The following is a 23424-nucleotide window of genomic DNA, read 5'->3' as shown; positions in this document are numbered from 1 at the left end:
CATTTTATCTTTGTACTGCTCCTAACAGTCCGACGATGTGACCGACTTCAATCAGTGCAAAACACTTTTCTGTAAATTGTTTTGGATCTTCTCTGGGCAACAACAAGTGAGAAACTTTTTGGGGCGATCGCAGCAAATTCACAGCTCTGGATACAGCAGCTTGCAGCCGTCCAATTGCAGAAGGAGACTGTTCAATTAAATGAGTTGCAGCATCAGAAACTCCTTGCCAGTAATATCTCCGAAGAAACCACTGACGATCTAATCTGGTTTTTTGAATGTGATGACCAATGGCCATTTTGGGATGATAGAAGCAGGAATATCCTGCTTGCATGATTTGCTTCTCTAGAAAAACATCGCCTCCAGATAACAAGTTCTTGCCTGCTCGGTCAAGCCCTGGGATAAATCCGTCAATCTCCTCCAGTACTTCTTTGGGAAATGCCATATTTGCACCGACCAACCATTCTTGAGATAGATCGGAAATGGGATGCGGAGTATCTGACCAATCAATTACAGTCAAGCCCGTAACCAACTCATCAGAAACCCAGTCTGGTCTTGGAGCTTCCCAGATCGCTTCTGCTTTTCCACCGATGCATCCAGGTCTTGGAGTTACGGTCTCAAATACCTCAAGAATCGTGTTGAGCCAACCTGGATGGGCGATCGCATCATCGTCTAAATAAGCAATGTACTTCCCTTCGGAGCTACGCCAGCCCGTGTTACGTGCATAGGAAAGTCCTAGATTTGGCTCATAAATGTATCGAATAGGATTTTCTGCTGAAAATTGCTCTACTACGTCTTTTGTAGTATCTGTTGAGCGGTTATCAACTACGACGATTTCGTATTGATCTTTAGGCATTTGCTGATCGAGCAAACTTCGAATTGCTTTGCCTAAATACCGATCTCGATTGTGTGTACAAATGACAACAGATATTAAGGGATTCATACAGGTCTAAATCAAAAATGAACGACTTGGTCAATTAGATAGAGATTCCTCAAACTGCCTGTTTTCTGATTGGTTTCAGAAAAGAGGACAAGACTTGAAAGACAGTGCTTTTGACTTTTCCAAGAATCCGAAAAGTTGCTTCTTTGAATGAAGAAAGAATGATTTGAGTCAGAAATTGCTTGCCTTGAGGTGTAGACAACTCCTGTTGAATAGACGGTACAGGATTCAAACTACTCAGGAGCGCAATTTCTTGGGCATCACGAGCAACCAAACCTGGAAACCTTTCCAGCATTTCTCGACGCATTCTGCCGTGAGCGTGAATGCTAGGCATATTGAGAACGGAACTGTTGCCCGACCAGTCATCGGCAAGGATTTCGGGAAGTGTCACAGCAACCCATCCTGCCGCTAGAATTGCATTGAGCAAATCCCAGTCCTCGTATCCTTGATGCATTTCTGCTCTGAATTGATTGACTTCATGCAGTGTTTCTGTTCGGACGACACTGAACGGAACTGCTTCGTTCGTTAGCCATTGATAGGGAAAACTAGGACAAGGTTTCACCCAAGCTTGTTCACTACCACCCTCTCGTGCCCAACAGGAAATAACTCCAACTTCTGGACACTTGCGGAGTGTTGATTCACAGGTTTCAATAAAGTTGGGGTAGAAGATGTGTTTCGCTTCAAAGAAGGCAAATCCTAAAGGCTTACACTCAGACTGCAAGATAGTCTTGATGCCTAGGTTTTTGGCTGAAACTGGATCTCCCTTCTTGTTTTGAATAATTTGCAAGCCATCCCATTCTGCCTGCCGTAGCCCTTTCAGCGTTTGTTCATCAGTTGAGCCACTGTCTACTATGACTATTTTTATTGGCTTTTGGGATTGATTCGCTACACTCTGCAGGCATTTATCAAGAATTTCTCCATCATTGAAACAGGAGATTACAACTGCAATTCCTTCAGCGTCAGTTTTAGCAACTCGGTGAGCGGACTCATTAGATAGCGGTTGTTTTTGCCAAGGGAGATTAACAGGCAGACAGAGAGAGCGTTTTGCCTTGTGATCAATGAGCTGTTGCCTGAGTTCTAGATGTTTCTCCAAAATTCTCTCGTTGTCACACATTTGGCGAATTGAGAAGGCCGCTTTGTCACCCATCTCAGCTATTTCAGCGGGTGGGGTCTCTAAGGCTCGTTTGAGAACTGTGGCAAGGCTTTGTGAACTGGCACTGTCTGCTAGCCAACCTGTTTCACCATCTTTGATCATCTCTACCATGCCACCTTCTGGAGAGGCAATCACGGGCAATCCTGAACACATTGCCTCCACACAAGTGTTGGGAAAGTTTTCCCAGCGGGATGGCACAACAGCAATGCGCGATCGCCTCAAAAAGCGCGGTAAAACGGAACGATTTTGCCTACCCCGAAAATGAAATCTTGCTTTGAGATGATCTGGAATTTGCCGTTCAACAAATTCTTCTCCACTGATTCGATGAGAACCTAGGCAGTTGGTCCCAATAAATTCAAACTGAGCTGTTGGATGGCTCTCAGCTACCTCCACTGCAGCCTCAATCCATTCCAGTACGCCTTTTCGTCGCTCTAGCCGCCCTATATAAGAGATGTTGCCTTGCTGCCAGGTTTCTGAGTCGCGCTTTAGCGTTGGATTATCACCGATTGGTAGAGGAATGACTTGAATACTTCCTTTTGTTAATCCGTAATGAGTTTCTGCTTGGTTAGCAAAGTATTGACTGGGGCACAGCAATGCATCCGCTGCCCCAATGCTATAGTCCTCCAACCGTTTGGCGGTCAACAGATTGGGCAAACTGATATCCCAGTCGTTATGCTGAGCAATAAATTCTGTGGGAGAGTGTAGGTGAATTAAACAAGGGGGCGTTTGTTTTGGTCCAAGTCCTAATGCCCGCCGCAACTGGAAGTAGTAGAGAGGAGCCTCATAATCCTGTGCCTCGATCAGATCAATACCCTCTTCTTCAACCAGTTGTTCTGCGAGTAAGCTTGCCTGCCAGGAAAAGGCTTGAGCCGGAAAGCAGGACTGGGAGAGCGCCTTCACTTCTTTTGCTCGTTGCTCAGAATTGGGGCTTCGTAGGAGAAAGGAGTCCCAATCATCAAGCGGTACACGGTGAATAATGAGTCTGCCCTGGCATTTCTCCTCAATTCGCTTGGCGGCACCTGCCCAAAGCTGCGTAATTACATGTACCGTCTCGCCACTTTCGGCAAGCAGGCGGGCAATGTGCATGACGTAAGTTCCAATACCTCCGGGTGGAAAGGGCGCAGGAGGATATTCACCACAGATAATTAGGTGTTTCATAAAGCAATTAAAATACTTAAGTTCTCTTGAAGCGACTGACGAACCGTTGGATAACCGCTAGATACTTAGGAATCGGGGTAGATGCAAGAGCAGTGTACAGATTGCTCACTTGCGTTAATACAGGTGAGTTAGAAGGTGGCTCTGCATAGGCAAGTTGTTTCCACTGGTGCTCTAGCTGCATGGCGATCGCTACTGCAAATTTAGAAACCACATCTTGATGAGTTGTCAAAAACAGTTCTCGCATCACCTGATTTTGTACATCTGTCATGCTGCGATAAAGTGAGTCTTGGCGGATGCGATACTTCATCAACTGCATTGGAATGGTGACAATCATCCACCCTGCTGCTAGCATTCGAACGCTGAGTTCCCAGTCTTCATAGTTATATCTTTGGCGAGTGTCGTAGCCACCAAGCTGTCGGAGGAGAACAGTACGAGTCAAGCAGGGAATAAATACACTGTTTTCGATCAGCAGAAATGGTAGTTCTGGTTGAGGGGAGTTCCAGAATCCATCTGGGATACCTGTCCCAAAAATAGAAGCCCAGGCTGCAACACCACCCAACAGAGGATACTGCTGAAGCAGGTGTTGAGCGAGCGAGTAAAACTGTGGTTCAATCAAGTCATCGCCATCTAGAAAAGAGATAAATTCTCCGGTTGCCGCTGCAAGTCCAGTATTTCTGGCAGCCGCTAGCCCCCCGTTACGTTTGCGAATTACCCTTAGGGGCAATCCTTTGCTAGAAGCGATCGCTTCTAATTCTCGAATGGTTGTAATGGTTTCTTCGCCCTGTGACCCGTCATCAATAATGAGTACTTCATCCGGGCACCGCTCAGACTTCCAGATGCTCTCTATCGCTTCCTTGAGCATGGCTCCCATCTCATAACAAGGCACAACTACAGACAACGTGCCTGGCTGAATGTGAGAATTGCTTTCTGGTAGGGAAGGGGGTTGATTTTGTTGGGCAAGGGTTTGTAAAGGGAAACGGCGATCGCCTAATAGCAGCGCGACTCCCGACAAATCCTGTGGTGGAGGAGGACTAGCCAGGAGTTGCCCTAAGCTGGTAGCAGTTTCATCAAGCAACCGCTGTCTTCCTTCACCTCGATGAGCTTCAACAACTTGGCGGCACAGGTTTTGTCTAATCTGATCTAGCTGCTGCAAATCTGCTTGTGCAATCCATTGCAAGTGATTTGCTAAAGTTTCTGGGTTGGGTTCTCCCTGAATCAAGACTTCTTGGGGTAAAGCTGTTCCGGCTGCAAGTCCTTCGGCTGCTGCTGGGGACAACACCACAAAAGAGCAACGGGCTAGTTCTGCCCAAACGTTCGGTAAGTACTCAAAATTACTGGGATATAAACGAACCCGGAAACCTTGTGTAATTTGTGGATAGTCCCGCTGCCATTGCCATTGGCGATCGCGCACCAATTCTCGGACAAATCCGCGTGAAGACCAGTAATGTGTAAACTCCCTAGGCTTCATGGGAGCAAAAGTCATTTCAGGACCGGAACTTATTACAGGTTGTTCTAGTCTTAGTTCTTGACGGTTTAACTGTGCAACCGCGTCTAATGTATTCAGCACTCCTGACGCAGCTTCCTGCGGTTCATAGAGAAAAAACTGAAGAGACTGGTAACTCTGGGCAGGATGGTTCGCTGCGTAGGCGATCGCATCTAGACAAGACGCTTCTACAAATCGAGGGGCTAAAACAGGAAGGGAAGCTTCAGGTAGTCTTCCGGCGATCGCCGTTTCTTTTCCTCTCAGTCCAAAAGCTAGCGTCAGGTCAGCGAGTGCTAGCGATAAGTCTTCCATTTGACGGCGAATGACGGCATGACGGAGCCATTCCCCTTCTTGATTGGCACGCTGACGGGTAAGTGAGGGATCTGTTACAACCACACCGAAGGGCACATCTAGTTGATTTGGAGCATGGGTTGCCCGTGCCATTTGAGAGACATAGCCGACTCCGCCCCACATAGGCAGAATTACAGCTTGAAAAGGATCCTGCTGATGAAGTATTTTGAGTTCTCTCAGAAGACAGTAGGATGCGAAAAACAATAAGCCACTGTCGTTGATGAGTCCATGCGATCGTGGGCTTAAACCACACTCCTCAAACGGCAACCCGTAGTCTGGATCGATCGCAGGAAGTGAGACTTGCTTAACTCGCTCCGATTGAAAGTCAACCTGCACGTGGCTAAAATCAGGTGGCGTACTGGGGCGAGTGGATGGCGTAGGGGTCCACAATTTTCTAACTTCATAATTTCGCCACTGATCCCAACTCAGAACTGTAATGCGACAATCTAGTTGCTCGGCAATTTCTGCAACAGGAAGCCCTAATCCTCTAGCGGCTTTTATCTCTTCTGGCTCGTCTGCATACAGCTCCGCTACTCCTTCATATGCCTCGACGATCATGAGATGAAGGTTGCTGTTCGATGCCGGATTGTCAGAAGTTGTCGAGTAAGCCATATCTGTCATCTCGCAATAGGTAGCACGGCAGCCTCGCAGTTAATGCACGTCGTACTTCAGATTTGTCTCGAAACAGTTTCACTAGATTGGTCTAATGACCTCTGTGTGCAAGGGTTTGAGCATTGTTAAACTCCCACTGATGAGGCACACTCAATATTCCCTTCTCATAGCCACTCTGCCGAATCAGCAAAGGATAAACATGCCAATGGTGATCGTAGGCATAGTTCCACTCCGACTCATAAATGCTCACGTTGACGTAGTACTGTCCGCTGTTGAGATCCAACCTCTTTAAGTGAAGCGTGATTTTCCCCTGTCCCTGAATGGTTGGTGTCGCTTGTCCAGTTGCTGCTGTGTTTGTGTCGTAACAAGCAAGTTGGTCTTCACGGGTTATCGTCACTCCAAAGATGGGGGAAGCGATCGGCTGAGGCGCTGAATATTCGATTTCGATTTGTAGTGCGTCACCACTGTGCAATTCTTTAACGGGGAACCCTGCTGCACTTAGCAATTGCACGTTTGTAATCTGCATTTCCAGAGAACCAAAGCGATTTTCGTGTAGCCTCAGTTCAATGCCGGACTCTGTAGTTGAAGTTAAATATTCTGGTGGTGTGCGTTGATGTGTGCGATTACTGATTTCGGCAACATATTGTCCGATCACGATTTCGGGTTCACCATGCGCGATCAATTGCCCCTCACGCAAATAGATGACTTCATCACAAAGCTGCTGGATTTGAGACTCATCATGGGAAACTAGGATGATGGCGCATCCTTCTGCCTTAAACTGGTTAATTCGGTCCAGACATTTTCGCTGAAACGAGAGATCTCCTACCGCGAGCACTTCATCCAGGAGCAAAATTTCAGGAGAAGTATGCACAGCGATCGCAAAGCCCAGTCGCAGTCTCATCCCTGTGCTGTAAGTGCGTAGAGGATTATCAATTGAAGACTCTAGCTCTGCAAATCCCACGATTGAGTCAAAGCGTTGCTGCACCTCACGTCGCGTTAGCCCAGATATCACGCCGCTCACAAAAACATTTTCTCTCCCAGTCAGGTCAGGATGTAATCCCACACCCAAGTCAAGCAAAGCCCTAACTTTGCCGTAAGTTCTGATTTTTCCCTTGTCAGGTCGCCCGATTCCCCCCAAAAGCCTGAGCAACGTTGATTTGCCCGACCCGTTGCGGCCAATTAGCCCCACCATCCGTCCCGGCTCAATGCTAAAGCTAACATCACGCAGTGCCCAAAACTGGTCGATGGGTTTCATGCGACGCAGTCCGCGCAAAATTGCTTCTTGCAGCGTCGTGGGTTTATTTGCATGATATCGAGTGAACTGCTTGTATAAGCCCTGCGCGAGAATGGCGTGCTGCATTTACAATTCCTCTGCAAAACGGTAGCTTGCTCGTCGGAAGATCCGATAAGTACCAAACAAAAGACCCAGAGACATCAAAGCCAAGAACAGAAGTGGTAGCAAGCCCGGCAGCGCGCCTTCAAGCAATACAGTACGATAAGCCTCGATCAAATAAGTCATCGGGTTGAGATGAAACGCTTGAAGGTATTGGGCTGGAATCGTATCCGTGTCATAAAAGATTGGAGTTAGGTAAAAGACCAGGTTAAGAAGAACTCCTAAGATGTGTTGAGTGTCGCGAAACGTGACGTTAATAGCAGCAACCAGATAAGTCAGGCTGAGAGTCAATAGGAACTGGATCAAGATGAGAATAGGAAGCAGTGCAAATGCTGGCTTAAGCCAACCTCCCTCATTTCCTAAAAACAGGAGCAGGATCGGGAGAGATAACAAAAAATTTACAAGATTAGTCGTGACAGCAACAATCGGTAGAATCGCAACCGGAAATCCAGGCTGCCGAATCAGTTCCCGACCATCTGTAATTGAACTAGCTCCCCGGAACAAAGAGGCTTGAAACCAAGTCCACACCAACATGCCGCTGAAGGCGAAGGCTGCGTAATTAGGAATATCAAGGGACAGAACTAAGCGAAAGATGAAATAATAAACCACTAATTGCATTAATGGCGTGACAAAAGACCATGCAATGCCTAGCATCGATCGCTTATATTGCAGCTTAATATCGCGACCAACCAACTCACGAATCAAATCGTAAATGTATTGAATCTGATGAACTTGATCGCGGCGCAAAGACTTTTTGATGTATCGGCTAGATGCCATGGTTTTCTCTCCCTCTCACTAAACCTTAGATTGCCAACAATAGGCGGTGTAGCACGTGCCCAGCAAACAGCTTGAATTTGATGCTAAAGTGCCTGGATTGAAGCTCTGCGATGCTTATGAGATGGGGGCTTTGTCCAGATCTGCGATAGATCTGATCTGGACTATTTAGGGAGAATATAGATTTCATGGATCGGATGCTTAGCCTTAACAGACTTTTTAGGCTAAGCATATATAGTCCATAGCGTATTAGTGGAGTGATGTAGTCTGCCTTTAAAGCTTGTACAAGCCAAAACAGAGTACCGCAGTCATTGCCATATTGACTGCTCTGCCGAGCAAGGTACATATAAAAACTGCTGCTAGAGAGTCGATAGAGCAGAGTGGGCATTTCTGGATGTTTGTTTTGGACTGTTTGGAGCATCAAGGCATGAGATCTTGCCATCTTCTTAAAGTTGCCTGACATGCTGCTGGAAATCTTGCGATAGCCGATCAAGAATTCTGGAATAGCCCGAAATTGATAATATTCAGCAATTCTTAGATACAAATCCCAGTCTTCACAACCTTCAGCTCCTTGCTTTCTTAGCTCCTGATTGTAGTAGCCTACTTTTTCCAGACAAGTTCGACGGACTAGAGAAGCACTAGCATTCCCTAAAAAGTTATGACAGATTAGTGCTTTGTAAATATATCCTCCGATGTTTGCGGCTCTAAATTCGCCAGTCGGAACATCTTTCTCGTCAATATCTACTGACCAGGAATATACTAGTCCGACAGTTTCATCAGATGTCAGAAAGCATTGAACTTGCTTTTCAATGTTTTGGGGATACCAGATGTCATCGGCATCGAGGGGAGCGATGAACTCACCTTTGGCATGTTTGATGCCCAGGTTACGGGCAGCGGCTACACCGGAGTTAGGTTGCTGAAGTAGGTGAATGCGGCGATCGCCCTCAGCCATTGCTTGAACAATTTCAACGGTGCGATCGGTGGAGCCATCGTCAATGACTAGGACTTCCAGGTTTTTGTAGGTTTGAGATAAAACGGAAGTGAGAGTTCTCTGAATAAAAGCTTCTGCGTTGTATGCTGGAATGATGACTGAAACTAAAGGCGAAGCCGTTAAAACACTTTTCATCTAAGAATTCCTTAACTACCAAAGGGGGACTTTGCTGGGGGTAGTAATGCTTAAAACTTGGGTTTCAAGTTCTGAGTTGCAGATTATAGAGCGATTAATTGAATGATTAACTGAGGGAATGTGCAGGGGCAATCAGGATCAATTATTTTCATTAGTCTGCACAACCGTAAATGCTCTAGGTAGTACGTAGCAGTCCCTGTAGAATCACTTATGAGTATCATACGTTACCTGCAATTAGTTGTGTCGCAGAGTGTGCAGACTTCATTTATTCTTTATCTACTGCTAAACAACTCCGTGTTTTTACTTTAGAACTACAAAGATTGCCTAAACAAACCACTATCTTCCGGAGTAGCAGTCTTAGCCTTTTGAGAATCGTTTCCTGTATCCTGAACTTTACTATCTAAGATGTTGGTTGATTTGAAGTACCAAAATACTACAAGCAACGGCAGCGCATATTTGTCCCAAGGGTAGGCTTTGAGCATGAGTCCGCAGTTGACAAATAGCAGCCAGAAGGCAAGGTTGGCTCGCGAAAAACGTACACAAGTTAGAAAAGCCAAAACATAAAATACTGCCAGCACGGCTGACGGAGCGGGCAAGAAATTCTCAATTTTAATGAGTAATCCGTGTGCTTCTAGAGGCGGAAAAAATACGAAGGCAGGTAACAAACCAAGCATTAAAGCAACATTTCTAAAGCTAAGAATTTGTTTTAAGCTGAAGCTTCTGCTAAACAAAATCCACTCTGGAATGACAAAGTAGAGTCCGATGCAACTCAGGAAATATAGGCTAGGACTGAGCGAAAATGACCAGGTTGCCTGCTGTACAGAGGGTGTGCTTTGGGTGGCGATCGCTGCTTCTGGTGCGAGGCCTTTAAACAGCCAAAGCCATCCTAGAATCGTTGCTGCTGCTGCTATGGGTGCTAACTGTCGCGGACGAAATTGAAATCCAGCTTTAAGGGAAGACATTAGCTCATAGGCAGCTAGCGCTACTGGAAAAGCCAGCATGTATTGGCGGGATGCGATCGCCAAGATGAACGATACACTGCTCCACAAGTGCTGGTTGCGGAGATAGAGCCAGAATCCTAAAAAGACAAAAAAGGTAGCAATGATATCTGTATAAAGATGAGTACTTAACCAAAGATAATACGGAAAAATTAGTAGTCCACAAGCCGCTAGTACGCCGTTTTTGCTTTTTTGAGCAAGTGGAAATACAATTAGACAAACCATCACCAATGAGAGAATTAGGTTGAGCAAACGACCTGTGAAGATGCCGTTGCCAAACAGATACTCAAGTACGCCAAAAACAATAAATGGTAGTGGTGTGTTGAGCGCTCCATAGTTTCTAAGCTGGTTTAAGTCAGGAACAAGGCTTTGGCTAAACAGTAAGCTTGCTTCCCAAAAGTGTTTCTCATCCCATATCAGCGGAAAACGGAGCTGATCGTAGAACAAAAATAGGGCAGAGTAGATAATGAACAGTCCTAAAAAAATCAGCCCTGAGAATTTTGGCGGTAGGATACTCTTTAATACATTCTTTGATACATTCATTGCTAGCTGTTGAGCCCCTTGTTAAATCAACGAACTTAGCGTGGTATAAGGTTGACCACATTACGCTAAATTTCTGTCTGAATGTTCCTCATCTCCTTGCTTCAACAGATTTGTCGGACGGTCAGTGAATAACTGAACGGAGTTGTAGGGGCGATCGCCCCAGTTCAATAATTCACAATTCTCAATGTTCTTCCGGAGTATTCAGACAAAAGCTTTAACGGGCTGCTCTATTTAGCTGTTTCAGAGACTTTTAGGAGCTTTCTAAGAAGATGAGCCTAATGAACGTTCGAATTGCGCAAGAATCGGATTTGGCAGAACTGGCAGAGTTGTTTCACCAATCTGTTTTGTCTACCGCGCCTCAGCGCTACACTCCAGAGCAAACTGTAGCATGGGCTTCTACGGCAACCGATGCCGATCGCTTTCGCCAACTCATTTTGCAGCCAACTACCTATGTGGTGGTGGACAAAACCGGAATTCTAGGCTTTGCGGGCATTGCAGCGGATGGACATATAGCATCAACCTATGTCCGTAGCGATCGCATCCGTCAAGGTCTCGGTTCTACACTGATGCAGGTAATTCTCGATCACGCTAGCCGTAACGGAATTCAACGCCTTTATGCAGAAGCTAGCGAATTTAGTTTAGGGCTGTTCAAAAAATTTGGTTTTCATCTTTATGACACTGAAATCGTTGAACGGCAGGGTGTACAGTTCAAGCGTTATTTGGTCAAACGACATCAAAATCAAATTCACACCCAAGTCACAACAGAGGTTTAATCACTTCAAGCAATCGCCCTACCTGTTTTTCCCAAGTCCAATCTTGCATAAAGTGAGTGGCATTGATGCCTCGCTGGTAAGCTTCCTGGCGGTTTGTATAAATCGCTTCCAATGCTTCAACCAGTTCTTCAGGGTCAGGCTCTCCCCATCCTGCAACACCTGAATAAGACTGTGTTGGTTTTACTTCACCTTGAGTCTTAAGTGAGTAACAGTGGTTTTCATCAATTAAATCTAAATGTCCTGTGTTGGCAGAGAGGATTGTTGGTACCCCACAGGCGAGGCTTTCCATCGCCGCCAGGTTTGTTCCTCCTTCACAGCGATTGGGGAAGACAGCCACATCTGCTTCTCGCAAAATTTGTCCCACCAGGTGATTGGGAATTAGTCCCACATCCATGCAGGCGGTGGTTGGAATACCATTGTCGGCTAACCAATTCTGAATCTGTAATCGTCCATCAGAACTCACTTTAGGTAAGCCAGCTACATGTCCGGCTTGCTCTAACTCAATCATGGTTTGTGGCCAAAAGTTGTGCCACGCGGTAAGCAGCAATGCTTCTGGGTGACGTGAGTGGAAGATGCGAAAGGCTTTAATTACAATATCTTGCCCTTTGCGATATTCCAGCTTACCCCCAGAAAATATGACGAAGCGATCGCCCAACACACCCGACCGAGGTGCAGGATGAAAAATCGTCGGATCAATTCCCTGGGGCACCATGCAAACAGGATTGCAGCCGTAGCTCTTTAGCACCTCAGTATTCCAGCTTGAGCCTGCCAAGATTAGGTCATAAGAATTTGCTCGTGCCAGTGCAGTTTGGCTCAGTTGCGTATCTTCAAAAAAAATCACGCCGACATTATGTTTTCCGCTGACCCGTTCCAACTTTGGAGTGGTTTCAAACTGGTTGCCCAAAGCTTTCAGCAACAAAAAGTTTCCCTTCAAGGCTTTACCAGGATTTTGCTGAAGAATCTGCTCAATTCGCTGCGGCTCGTTAAATAGGGGACTTAAAAGTGCCTGATGCAACGGGTTGAAGTCCGCCGAGGTGAATGGAGGCAGTAGAGTAATCGGCTTGAACTCGCGAGTTTTAAGCAATTGCAGCGTCAGATTGGTGCCGTAGATGCCCCAGCCCGTGGCAGCGCTAAGTTCCCAGCCGATGCCGATGGAGTGGAGACTTGGAGCTGAGGGTTGGGGAGTGGAAGCTGGGGGTTGGGGATCAGGGGTTGGGGATTGGGGTCTTAGAGTTTTGGTTTTTAGGGTTTGAATGGTTTCGGTAAGGACGCTATCCCAATCACCAGGGGTGGGTTGGCGGAACAGGCGAAGGGTGGGGTACCAGGGGCTATCTGAGCGATCGCACATCCAGCGCCAGTCAGCAGCAAAAGATAGCAGCACCCAAACGGGGCGACCCAGCGCTCCAGCCAAGTGACCGACTGAGGTGTCAACGGTGATAATCAAATCAAGCTGCATCATTGCAGCGGCAGTGTCAGCAAAATCTTTTAGCTGAGGGCTCAGATCTTCGATAGTACTAGCGTTTGGCAGCTGCGTCAGGTCCGCTGTTCTTGCGCCTTTTTGTAGACTATAAAGCTGGACGTTTGGGACTTCCAGCAGTTTCACAAATTGATTGAGAGAACAGGAGCGATCTCGATCGCTGCGATGATCGGGACTGCCTGCCCAAACAATTCCCACTTTGAAGCGATCGGGTGGTGCATCGAGGTGAAGATCAGAAGCAGGCGCTTTAAGGTAGGGAATCTGAGCTGGAATCGTATTTAACGTAGTCCCGAAAATGTGCGGCAAGCTGAGCAATGGCGCATGGACGTGGAATTCCGGTAGGGGAGTGCCTTTGGCAATTACCTGGTTAATTTCAGGAACGGTTTGCAGCAGCCTGATTAGCGCTTCCTGACACTCTACAATCACCCGCCCGCCGCGCTCAGCTATCAGCGGCGCGTAACGAATAAACTGAATCGTGTCACCAAAGCCTTGCTCGGTGTGCAGCAAAATTGTTTTGCCGTTCAGGTAAGACCCATCCCACATCGGTTGAGTAAAAGCAGGAAGTGACTTAAAGTTTGGACCTTTTACCTGCCAGCGCCACTCGTATTCCTCAAAGCCTTGTGCCAGCTCGCCTGCTAGCAGCAATGACAACCCTCGATTGAGGTGAGCATCCGCATAGTCAGGCTGAAGCGAAATTGCCTGTTGATAGGCTGCAACTGATTCAGCAATTTTGCCTTGTTCGCATAGCGCTAAACCTAGATTGTTGTAGGCATCCGCATAGTCGGGTTTGAGGGCGATCGCCTGACGATAACAGGTGACACATTCATCCAATTTTTTCAAATCTTTCAGCGTATTGCCCAGGTTGTAATGGGCATCCACATAGTCAGGCTTCAGCGTTAGCGCCTGCCGATAAACCTGCACCGATTTCGTTAACTGCCCTAACTCTTGCAAGGCTGCCCCCAAGTTGTTGTAGAAGGTGAAATTTTCGGGTTGCAACGCCAACGCTTTTTGGTAGCAAGCGATCGCTGCCTCAAATTTCTTCAGCCCCTGGAGGGCATTTCCCAAATTGTTGTGGATATCAGCATTGTTTGGTTTCAGCGTTAGGGCTTGCTGATAGTGAGCGATCGCCTGCTCAAATTCGCCCTGATCCTGCCGCACCATGCCCAGGTTGTTATGCGCTTCTGCATAGCGAGGTGCAAGGGAAATGGCTTGCTGATAATGGGCGATCGCCTGCTCCAAATCACCCGTTTGGCGAAACAGGTTGCCCAAATTGTTGTGAACTTCTGGGTAGCTGGGCTTGAGTGCCAAAGCTTGTTGATAGTGAGCGATCGCTAGATCAAACTGCCCCTGTGCCCGGTGAGCGACACCCAAATTGTTGTGAACAAAGGGATTGTCAGGCTTGAAACTCAACGCCCGCTGATAGCAAGCCATCGCATCGAGCAAGCGTCCTGCCTGGTGAAACGTCATTCCCAAGAAATGCCAGACCTCGGTGTAGTCAGGATGCTCTGCCAAAATTTGGCGATATGCCTGTTCTGCTTCAGCTAGCCGTCCAGATTGATAGTGCTGGTGGGCGATCGCTAGTGCATCAGAGAGGGAAGCCATTGGGGAAATGAGGGGTGAAGGATGAGAAGTTAGAGCGTACTGCTCTACCCTTCTTTCAGTCTGTTTCTAGCTCCGTCTGGAGTAATTTAGGCTGATTTCCACAGTGTAAACAGGATTCCATGAGAAGAATGAGTGGCTGTCCGCAAAATACGCAGCTTCTTTCTAACGAGTTGGTGATTTGGTCGTGTAGCAATTGCTCTCGGCACTTCAAGCAATCGAAAAACTCATCCTGACTCTTGACCGCAAAATGGCAACAGTTCAGGCAGCGTTCAACTTTCCAATTCACACTCAGCATAGCTTTGAGCCAGACAACAAATCAGTTACAACAGTCTGGCACGAAAGCTTGTCATCTGTCTGTAGGAAGATTCATATATTATCTATAGCTTATCTATGGCTATTCCAGGCAATCTCCCGGTTCCCAATTCTCTTATCGCTCAAACTTTCTGATTTCCTGATGTACGCTCATGCCAATTTCAAGCGCTTCATTCAAAAGCTGCCCATATTCATCTGCCTGGTTATTCACCTGCAAATTTTGCAGTGCTGCTAAATTGGTTTCGATGTTGTTGAACAATTCATGACGACGGGCAATAAAGCGCTTGTGTTTTCGCAAAATTTTTTCAGTCATCAATGCACAAACTAAGCTTTCTCTTGTAGCGGTAAGGGCAGCTAAAACTTCTCCCCGATCAATCAGGCTAATCGTTGAGTTTTTCACCGAACCGAGTTCATCAATCACATCAACTGCTGCAATGATTTCATTGTGTTTATCTACCTCATCTAGCAAGTGAGCCAGTATTTTCATACTTTTTCCTTTCTGCCACATGTAGAAGTTCCACAGCAGGGCGATCGCCACCGACGCTCCAAAACTAGTCTGTAGAAATTGTGCAGTGCTGCTAGCATCTCCCGTTAGCCCACCAAAGCTACGAGCTATGATTAAACCAATTGGCAAGCAAAAAATTAGAATTAACCCAAACGTAAAAACTTCAGTCATTACAAACGAAAGAAGCCTTTTGGGATAGCGAATAATCGAAGGTCGCCATGCACCACCCACAAAGACTTCATTTACATCTAGACCTGATAAGTTTTCCAATTCCTTTTGGGTAATTCTCAGTTCCTCCAGGTCTGACTGCATAAGTAACCTGCTCTTAATCTTGGCAACACTTAAAACTATTGAAGGCCCAAAACAGTGAAGATTATTCGAATCACCTGTTGATAAAAATTGCTCTCAATTTCACTGCGAAATAGCTGAAAAGGCTCTCCAGGTGCGCCAAAAAAGGGTCTGAGCGTCCACCCCAACTGGCTACCTACCAGAGCATAAAGGAATAACCAAAATTGCAGCAGCCTTGTTCGCATCCTTTGACTTTTATCCTCTACAGGAATCGCATCTTTCACACTAACAAAATCTTCTGACGGATTTTCTGCCTCGTCCAATTTAACCAACGGCTCTCTTGATTTGAACGTCTTGTAATTTGCTTCTGTAACAAATTGCATTCCCTGATAAAACAATTTCACGCCAATTACTCCAGTGAGTGCAAGGATAGCAATGTTTAGTAGCAGGAAGAATTCGTAATCTCGAATTGAAACTAGAAAAAACAGAGTGACTGGAGCAAAGCTGAATAGCAAAACACTGATTACTGAGACTGTTGTCAGAATCAAAGCAGCATATTGATTGAAAGCCAGTGTAGACCCAAACAAAATGTCAAAGAAAAACAGCGTCGGCAAACAGATAATCAGCGTAATTAGATACAGAGCCGGAAGTTTTACAGCCGATGAAATGACTTGAGGTAGGCTGCTGTTTGCGCCAATAATTGCGCCATAAATTGCAAAAAAGATCGAGCTTGAGATTAGCAGCGAAACGATTTTGCTTTCAATCTTAATACCTTGACGAATTTCTTCTAGAAAAAGCGTGCGATCGCGCAACAGCGTAATTAAAACGGCAAAGTATTTCACAGAAACTCCTGCTTATCATGGTGAGGGTTGATGAGGCGAAGCAGTAGATACACGGCTCAAAAATGGCAGGGTCAGTTCAGCCATTTCGGAGGCATAACCCTGAGGTAAAGCGTGGTCAGCACCGGGAATCACTACAATCTCAGCCCCCAAAATTTCGGAGGCGTAGGTCTGCGAGTGCCACAGTGGAATCGTTTCATCGCGATCGCCCGTGATCACTAGCGTCGGCACCCGCAACCGATGAATTTCCTTCTCAACTGTGTCAATCGCATCTTCAGGACGGAGCCGATCGACCAAAAATGATCGGGCCGCAGGTTGAGCATTTAGCTCCCGTCGAAACCAGCTAATCCGCTCCAGTCCTTCTCGCTGTCCAACAACACCAGCGAAGGGCTTTACCAACCAGAGCATTCCATCCACCAGCGGGGTTTGCCACAGCAGTGGGCGTAGCGCATCATAGCGCCCACAAAAACTGTCGTCTCGAATCCCAGCTGGAGCCGCTAAAATCAAAGCGCTGACGGAGTTCTCGTAATCAAGCGCATAGGCTGAAGCGACCCATCCACCTAGCGAATGCCCCACAATTGCCACTGAACCCAGATTGAGCGTCTCCACAAATTGCCGCACAAAAGCAACCTGCTTGGCGATGTCATAGCGAATTTTGGGCTTAGACGACGCACCAAACCCCAGCATGTCTAAGCTGATGCAGCGATAGTGAGGCTGGAGCAGTTGAGTGAGCGATCGCCAACAGCTTCCTTCGCCCATAAAGCCATGCAGAAACAAGACAACTGGACCTTGCCCTGTCTCTGAATAGGCAGCCTGGTAGGGTAAGTCATTATTAGATTGGCTATTCAGCGTTAGAATCTGCTTGGCGCTCATGGTGCGTGGGAACCTTAGAGTAGATGTTGACGAGTAAGGGATGCTGGCAGGCGACAAATGTGGACAGGCGATCGCACCTGAAAATACTTCAGGCAAGTTCGCCCAAATTTTGGGAAAGTTTGCCGACAGATTTCAATGAAGTTTATACTTCTCAACAGTTAATCCCAAAAGGATTACACTTCATTGCAAAACGCAAAACAAAGGAACGTTGAAATGATACGTTCTACATGTCAGTTTTTGACATCCTTTGACTTTGATACCCTTTGACGCAGAGTTTAGAGAGGAAGAACACTTTGGCTTCGCAATCCGAACAGCTTTCAAATCCTGCACTTCGAGAGGACTTCAGCGAGTACGTCGCTCACCTACAGCTTCACATGGCGTTACAGGCTCGTAATCTGGTTCCCACCCTGACGCAAACCATTGACAGCCGCGAGCAGCTGCTGCATCAGACCCAGGCTAATTTCGAGAAATTTGTCTCTCGTCAAGTTCTCTAGCCGTCGGCTTGCTTTCAGGGGCAATCTGCTTTCAGATATAACTTCCCAAATCGGAGCAATTTGTCTCCGATTTTTTGCTGTATTGGGATATTTCGCTGGTATGGATTAATAACGCTAAATTGCGGATTTATTAAGTTTCTCAGTCCTAATCTTGTTGAAGCTATACTAAAGGGCACTTCAGCAAGAAAATGTGTGCTGAGGGCAAAAGATTAAAGACGTTTCAAACTTAGCACTGAAGAAGATTACAGACTTCTTCAAATTAACAACTTGTCTTGTCAATAAAACCTGAACACCGGGAATCATAGGCTAGATTAATGCCCAAGCTTAATGAGCAAGGCAATAGGTAACTGTCAAACGGGCGTTTGCTCCTCTGTCCAAGAACTGTATTGCAGACGTTGCATCACTGCTGCACGGACCTACCAAGTTAACTAGCCCAACTAATTGAGCAGGTTGCTGTCGAGTTTTGTACGCCAGATATCAGGTGATGCTAACAAACGACAAAAAGCGAGTCCTTCTTGTGAACTGTCCTGACTCAGAAAAACCTAAAATTTTGGTTGTTGATGATCATCCCTCCAGTCGGATGACTGCTGTTGCTCTTCTCGCAGTAGAAGGTTATGAAGTTTTAGAAGCCAGCAGCGGCTCTACTGCTTTAGGCTGTGTAGTTGACGTTAACCCAGATCTAATCCTGTTAGACGTAATGATGCCAGGGATAGATGGATTTGAAGTTTGTCGTCGACTCAAGCAGGATGAACGGACCCGCTTAATTCCAATTGTTTTTATTACTGCTTTAAACGATCGCCGCGCCCGCCTAAGAGGAATTGAAGCCGGAGGAGACGACTTTCTGACAAAGCCTTTTGACCAGCTTGAGCTTTCTGCTCGCGTCAAATCTCTAGTTCAGCAAAAACGCCTCAACGAAGATCTGGATCATGCCAGTCAAGTCTTATTTTCGATTGCCCGTGCCGTTGAGAGCCGTGATCCTAATACCGGGAATCACTGTGAACGTCTGGTTCTTCAAGGCAAAGCATTTGGTGAATTTCTCAACCTTTCCCGAAATGAGGTTCGCGATTTAATGTGGGGTGGTTACCTGCACGATATTGGCAAAGTTGGCATTCCTGATGCAGTCTTGCTCAAGACAGACAAACTCACGCCAGAAGATTGGGAGTTAATGCGACAGCATGTGCTAATCGGCGAAAAAATCTGTCAGCCGCTAAGAACGATGCAAGGAGTCATCCCGATTATTCGCCATCATCATGAGCGGTGGGATGGTTCTGGCTACCCAGACGGTTTAGTTGGCGATGAAATTCCCTACCTGGCTCAGGTATTTCAGATCATCGACATTTTTGATGCCCTAACTCATAGCCGACCTTACAAAATTGCCCTCTCATTTGAGGAAGCTCTCAAAATTATGAATGCAGAAACTGCTAGGGGTTGGCGAAATCCTAAGCTGATGCAATTGTTTTCTGAGTTTGTTCTGACTCAAACTGGGTCCGAGAAGAGTGAAGTTGAAAAAGCTGAATTGTTCACGCATTTGAACTGAGCAATCGGTATTGCTGCGCAGCTTGATGAAGCTGTTTTGTAAGGAGGGTGCAGGCATCGCCTGCACCCTCCTTACAAAACAGCCTTTTGGAAAAAGCACTAGCAAGGTATACTCCGTGAGAATGGATTAGGTTGGGGAAAACATGGTAGCGGTAGCAATTCTGGCAGCGGGACGTGGGACACGAATGAAATCTCACTTACCTAAAGTCTTGCATCCTCTAGGAGGGCGATCGCTGGTTGAGCGAGTTTTGCAAAGTTTGGTAGAGATTCAACCATCGCGCCGATTAATCATCGTTGGCTATCGAAGTGATCTGGTGCAGGAAGCACTCAGCCCCTACCCAGATTTAGAATTTGTCGAACAGACGGAACAATTGGGGACTGGACATGCCGTTCAACAGCTACTTTCCCCGCTGGTAGACTTTGAGGGAGATTTGCTAGTGCTAAACGGTGATGTGCCGCTGCTGCGTCCCCAAACCCTGAAGTCGCTGTTGCACACCCACCAAACGAAGCAGAATGCAGCAACAATTCTGACGGCTCAGTTGCCAGACCCCAAGGGCTACGGGCGCGTGTTTTGTGATGGGCAAAACATTGTGACGCAAATCGTAGAAGACCGGGACTGCACCGCCGCGCAAAAGCAAAACCGCCGAATCAATGCTGGGGTTTATTGCTTTCGCTGGGCTGACCTGTCACGAGTGCTGCCTCAGCTTCAGTCTAATAATGACCAGCAGGAATATTACCTGACGGATACCGTTAGCATTTTGGAACCCGTGATGGCGGTAGATGTAGAAGATCACCAGGAAATTTTAGGGATCAACGATCGCAAGCAGCTTGCCAATGCTTACAGCATTCTACAAACGCGGGTTAAAGATGACTGGATGAAGGCAGGCGTAACGCTAATCGATCCCGATAGTACGACGATTGATGACACAGTGCAGCTTCAGCCAGATGTGATCGTTGAGCCTCAGACTCACCTCAGAGGCAAGACCTTAATTCAAGCAGGCAGTCGCATTGGACCAGGTAGCCTGATCGAAAATAGTCAAATTGGCGAAAATGTGACCGTGCTGTATTCGGTGGTGACAGACAGCACCGTAGCAGCCAATACCCGAATTGGTCCCTATGCTCATTTGCGGGGTCAGGTGCAGGTAGGAGATGGCTGTCGCATCGGCAACTTTGTGGAGTTGAAGAAAACTACTTTGGGCGATCGCACCAATGTCGCTCATCTGTCTTACCTGGGCGACACGACCACTGGAGAACGGGTAAACGTTGGTGCAGGAACGATTACAGCTAATTATGACGGCGTGAATAAGCATCCCACTCAAATTGGCGATCGCACCAAAACAGGTTCAAACAGCGTCCTGGTTGCGCCCATCACGGTTGGTGCAGATGTCAACATTGCTGCGGGTTCAACCGTTACCGAAGATGTGCCCAATGATTGTCTAGTAATTGCCCGGGCTCGTCAGGTGGTTAAACCGGGTTGGCGGCTTAAATCCCGCTCAGAAGAACCTCCTCAATAACAAAATCAGTACTAATCTCAAGTGGTACAGGCAAGTTGCACCATTTGAAACGATTTACTAGACCTCAAGTGTGAAGGGCTTCATGCAGAAGGTCGGCTGTTGGGAATTTATTAATTCCTGTTCTGCATAGAACCAAATAGTAACGACTAGTCGGTTTACTATCAGGATAAAGGCCTAGCCCGAGAGTCCCTGTTGTATGACTGGTACTTAAATTTGATGTTTGTCACTTCGTCTGACCCTAACAGCAATTCGTCTCTGACGAAGTTGCCTGAATATAACTCCAAGGCATCGTTGCAGAAAAAGATTGGGCGATCGCCTCACCCCTTAGCCGCTGCTCCTACTCAACCTGATACGCGATTAGCAGATTGGGCGATTGATCCGGTTGACCTAGATCAGCCTCAGTCGCATCAAGGTTCTCTCAGAGGCTCTTCGCCCTCAACAGCTCTAAGAGGAAGAGATTTAGAGGCGCTAGAGGAATTGTTTGAGCATGAAGAAATAGAAGAAGTTCAAGCCGATGTTCTCCGTAATCTGGAATGGATGAGTCCTGAACTTTGTTGGGAGGATGATCCCTTCGATTTCCTCCGTGAGTATCTCTAAAGGTAGTGGCATTTAGGTAATAATTTTTTGTTGTGCAGATTTAGCCCGCACAACAAAAAATTATTACCCTTTTGGAACCCCCTCTCTAAGAGCTGAAATAGCCTTAATGACCGAAACCACCAAACTTTTTAACTCTGATGGAGTTTTTCCCTAAAGCGGAATGAATTCGTAAATCACCCGAAAGGACTCTTGACTCGTTCAGGTTTTGCCTGCTACGGTTGAAAGACAGTTGGAAATTAGCAAAAAACCGCTGCAACAGCCATGATTTACTCAACTTCTTACTTTTATTTTTGGTTTATGGAGGTTCACCTGGGGTGAGTCCAGCTTTGCATGGAACCTCTGGTGAACCGCAGACTACAATCTGCGGTTTTTTGCTTTTTCAGAGTTTGTTTTCCGAGCCATTCATTCAGGAAGTAAAAATGCTGACCTATCTCAATAGCTGGTTTTACGGCTTTTACTTTTTTTGGTCCAGGGAAATACCCGGGTGAGATGGTCATGCAATCTTCTACCAACCCGGGACTTCAGGCGGTTCCGGGTTTTTTAATGGCTTGGATTTTTCTCAGTTGAGTTTCTCACAGTTCAATCTCTCACAGTTCGATTTCTCGCAATTCACACCTTGTTCACACCACTACGTTCTTTTTAAAGGAGTCTCCAGTGCAAAACGCTAAACTCGCTGCTAAAGCTAATCCCAGCCATAAAACCGTCGTTCAGCTTTCAGAACAAATTGCAGTCGGAGGACAAGATTTGCTGATTGTAGGCGGCCCTTGCTCGGTCGAAAGTCAGGCTCAAATGGAGGAAGTCGGCAGCCGCCTTGTCACAGCTCCTGTTCAGGCAATCAGGGGCGGTGTATTCAAGCCTCGCACTTCACCTTACGCATTCCAGGGAATGGGGCAAGAGGGGTTAGAAATTTTGGCATCTGTTCGCGATCGCTCTGGACTACCTGTAATTACTGAGGTGATGGCAATCTCGCAGATTGAGGCGATCGCCACCCACGCCGATGCGCTACAAATCGGCAGCCGCAATATGCAAAACTTCGACCTGCTCAAAGCCGTTGGTGAAGTAGACAAACCCATCGTCCTCAAGCGTGGACTAGCTGCCACGATCGAAGAATTCGTCATGGCCGCAGAATATATTCTTAGCCACGGCAACCCAAACGTCATCCTGTGCGAGCGCGGCATTCGCAGCTTCGACCCCTATACCCGAAACGTGCTTGACCTAGGAGCAGTTGTTGCCCTGAAGCAAATTACTCACTTGCCTGTAATTGTTGATCCCAGTCATGCCGCAGGCAAACGCGAATTAGTTGCCGACCTTGCCAGAGCCGCTGTTGCCTGTGGGGCAGACGGCATTATGGTCGAGTGTCACCCTGAACCCGAAAAATCTGTCTCTGATGCTCGTCAAGCCCTTTCTCTCGATGACATGGTGAGCCTGGTTCAAAGCCTCAGACCTGTTGCTGCTGCTGTAGGACGCTCGATTCCTATGAAAGCCGGAAATTTGCCCCGGCTTTCACTCGTTTAAAGGACTTGAGTTACATAGCAATTCTCAATTGCACGGTATACAGCAGTGGTGCACCGCGCCACTGCTGTATGTTGTACTTTAGCTACCCAAGAACTGCTATAAACTTACCTACGCGGAACTTGTTCAACCAGGTCAAATCTATGCAGTTCGGTCCCGGCTTTGGCGTTACGTTTTTGTATTACTTCACTAGCACTGCTGTCCTATTCACCCTTGTCTCATCTCAGGCGTTAGGAATAGGCATGGGCTCTGGAATTCCCCAGCAGGTTGGACTGATGGGCGGACTGGCTGCTGGGCTGATGGGAGCATATTTCAACCGAACGACTACTCTCTCCGTGACGTTCAAGGGCAAAAAGGCATTCCTATCGAACTTGAACAACGTTTTGAGTCAAATGGGCTATCAGCAGAAGTCAGAGGCAGATGACTTGCTGGTGTATGAGCGATCGGCGTTAGGTAGGTTTCTCTCGGGTAAAGTTTATGTTCAGCTTGAGCCAGAGAAAGCAACGATCGCCAGCCGCTCTATTCAGCTAAAGCGAATTCAAAAGCAAATTCAGTAGTAAATTACAACAGAGCC

The 23424-nt window shown here is 46.9% G+C and carries 18 protein-coding genes; 7 read left to right on the top strand and 11 right to left on the bottom strand.

What is annotated here, in order from left to right; all coding sequences use genetic code 11:
* Positions 1-4: 4 nt before the first annotated feature.
* From H6F93_RS17985 to H6F93_RS17955, 7 genes are all read right to left on the bottom strand, one after another.
* Positions 5-940 carry a glycosyltransferase family 2 protein gene (locus tag H6F93_RS17985; RefSeq protein WP_190683361.1) on the bottom strand — a complete coding sequence of 312 codons (936 nt, stop codon included), beginning with the start codon at positions 938-940 and terminating at the stop codon, positions 5-7.
* A gap of 49 nt (positions 941-989) precedes the next feature.
* Positions 990-3248 carry a glycosyltransferase gene (locus H6F93_RS17980; RefSeq protein ID WP_190683357.1) on the bottom strand — a complete coding sequence of 753 codons (2259 nt, stop codon included), beginning with the start codon at positions 3246-3248 and terminating at the stop codon, positions 990-992.
* A 16-nt stretch (positions 3249-3264) separates the two neighbouring features.
* Complete coding sequence (locus tag H6F93_RS17975; RefSeq protein WP_190683354.1) at positions 3265-5694, bottom strand: glycosyltransferase family 2 protein; 2430 nt, start codon at positions 5692-5694, stop codon at positions 3265-3267.
* Positions 5695-5785: 91 nt separating this feature from the next.
* Complete coding sequence (locus H6F93_RS17970) at positions 5786-7054, bottom strand: ABC transporter ATP-binding protein (RefSeq protein ID WP_190683352.1); 1269 nt, start codon at positions 7052-7054, stop codon at positions 5786-5788.
* Positions 7055-7864: an ABC transporter permease gene (locus H6F93_RS17965; protein ID WP_190683350.1), complete on the bottom strand. Its 810-nt coding sequence runs from the start codon at positions 7862-7864 to the stop codon at positions 7055-7057.
* Positions 7865-7889: 25 nt separating this feature from the next.
* A complete protein-coding gene (locus tag H6F93_RS17960) occupies positions 7890-8987 on the bottom strand; it encodes a glycosyltransferase family 2 protein (protein ID WP_190683348.1) in 1098 nt (365 codons plus the stop codon).
* 311 nt (positions 8988-9298) lie between these two features.
* Positions 9299-10528, bottom strand: coding sequence for a glycosyltransferase family protein (locus tag H6F93_RS17955; RefSeq protein WP_190683346.1), 1230 nt, complete (start codon positions 10526-10528; stop codon positions 9299-9301).
* Positions 10529-10806: 278 nt separating this feature from the next.
* Between H6F93_RS17955 and H6F93_RS17950 the strand changes: the two genes are divergently transcribed.
* The gene (locus H6F93_RS17950) at positions 10807-11301 is read left to right on the top strand and encodes a GNAT family N-acetyltransferase (protein ID WP_190683344.1); all 495 of its coding nucleotides are present in this window, start codon (positions 10807-10809) and stop codon (positions 11299-11301) included.
* Here the strand turns inward: H6F93_RS17950 and H6F93_RS17945 are convergent.
* From H6F93_RS17945 to H6F93_RS17930, 4 genes are all read right to left on the bottom strand, one after another.
* On the bottom strand, positions 11285-14380 hold the full coding sequence (locus tag H6F93_RS17945; RefSeq protein WP_190683342.1) for a tetratricopeptide repeat protein: 3096 nt from the start codon (positions 14378-14380) through the stop codon (positions 11285-11287). The genes H6F93_RS17950 and H6F93_RS17945 overlap by 17 nt on opposite strands.
* Before the next feature lie 427 nt (positions 14381-14807).
* The gene (locus H6F93_RS17940; protein WP_190683340.1) at positions 14808-15509 is read right to left on the bottom strand and encodes a hypothetical protein; all 702 of its coding nucleotides are present in this window, start codon (positions 15507-15509) and stop codon (positions 14808-14810) included.
* 35 nt (positions 15510-15544) lie between these two features.
* Positions 15545-16327, bottom strand: coding sequence for an actin-binding WH2 domain-containing protein (locus H6F93_RS17935; protein ID WP_190683338.1), 783 nt, complete (start codon positions 16325-16327; stop codon positions 15545-15547).
* A gap of 15 nt (positions 16328-16342) precedes the next feature.
* Positions 16343-17197, bottom strand: coding sequence for an alpha/beta fold hydrolase (locus tag H6F93_RS17930; protein WP_190683336.1), 855 nt, complete (start codon positions 17195-17197; stop codon positions 16343-16345).
* 293 nt (positions 17198-17490) lie between these two features.
* Here H6F93_RS17930 and H6F93_RS17925 point away from each other — a divergent pair, with 293 nt between their 5' ends.
* The 6 genes from H6F93_RS17925 (at position 17491) to H6F93_RS17900 (ending at position 23407) form a co-directional block, all read left to right on the top strand.
* Entirely contained in the window at positions 17491-17691 is a 201-nt protein-coding gene (locus tag H6F93_RS17925; protein ID WP_190645590.1) for a hypothetical protein, read from the top strand.
* Between the two features lie 484 nt (positions 17692-18175).
* Positions 18176-19228, top strand: coding sequence for a response regulator (locus H6F93_RS17920; protein ID WP_190683334.1), 1053 nt, complete (start codon positions 18176-18178; stop codon positions 19226-19228).
* A gap of 142 nt (positions 19229-19370) precedes the next feature.
* Positions 19371-20741 (top strand): bifunctional UDP-N-acetylglucosamine diphosphorylase/glucosamine-1-phosphate N-acetyltransferase GlmU, encoded by a 1371-nt coding sequence (gene glmU / locus H6F93_RS17915; protein ID WP_190645588.1) that lies wholly within the window; start codon positions 19371-19373, stop codon positions 20739-20741.
* A gap of 216 nt (positions 20742-20957) precedes the next feature.
* On the top strand, positions 20958-21338 hold the full coding sequence (locus tag H6F93_RS33410; RefSeq protein ID WP_199313786.1) for a hypothetical protein: 381 nt from the start codon (positions 20958-20960) through the stop codon (positions 21336-21338).
* Between the two features lie 582 nt (positions 21339-21920).
* The gene (gene aroF, locus H6F93_RS17905; RefSeq protein WP_524537966.1) at positions 21921-22853 is read left to right on the top strand and encodes a 3-deoxy-7-phosphoheptulonate synthase; all 933 of its coding nucleotides are present in this window, start codon (positions 21921-21923) and stop codon (positions 22851-22853) included.
* A gap of 140 nt (positions 22854-22993) precedes the next feature.
* On the top strand, positions 22994-23407 hold the full coding sequence (locus tag H6F93_RS17900; protein WP_190645587.1) for a hypothetical protein: 414 nt from the start codon (positions 22994-22996) through the stop codon (positions 23405-23407).
* Positions 23408-23424: the final 17 nt, after the last annotated feature.

This window comes from Leptolyngbya sp. FACHB-671, from assembly GCF_014695745.1.
GTDB lineage: Bacteria > Cyanobacteriota > Cyanobacteriia > Elainellales > Elainellaceae > JAAUTN01.
This window is presented reverse-complemented; position numbering and strand designations above follow the sequence as displayed.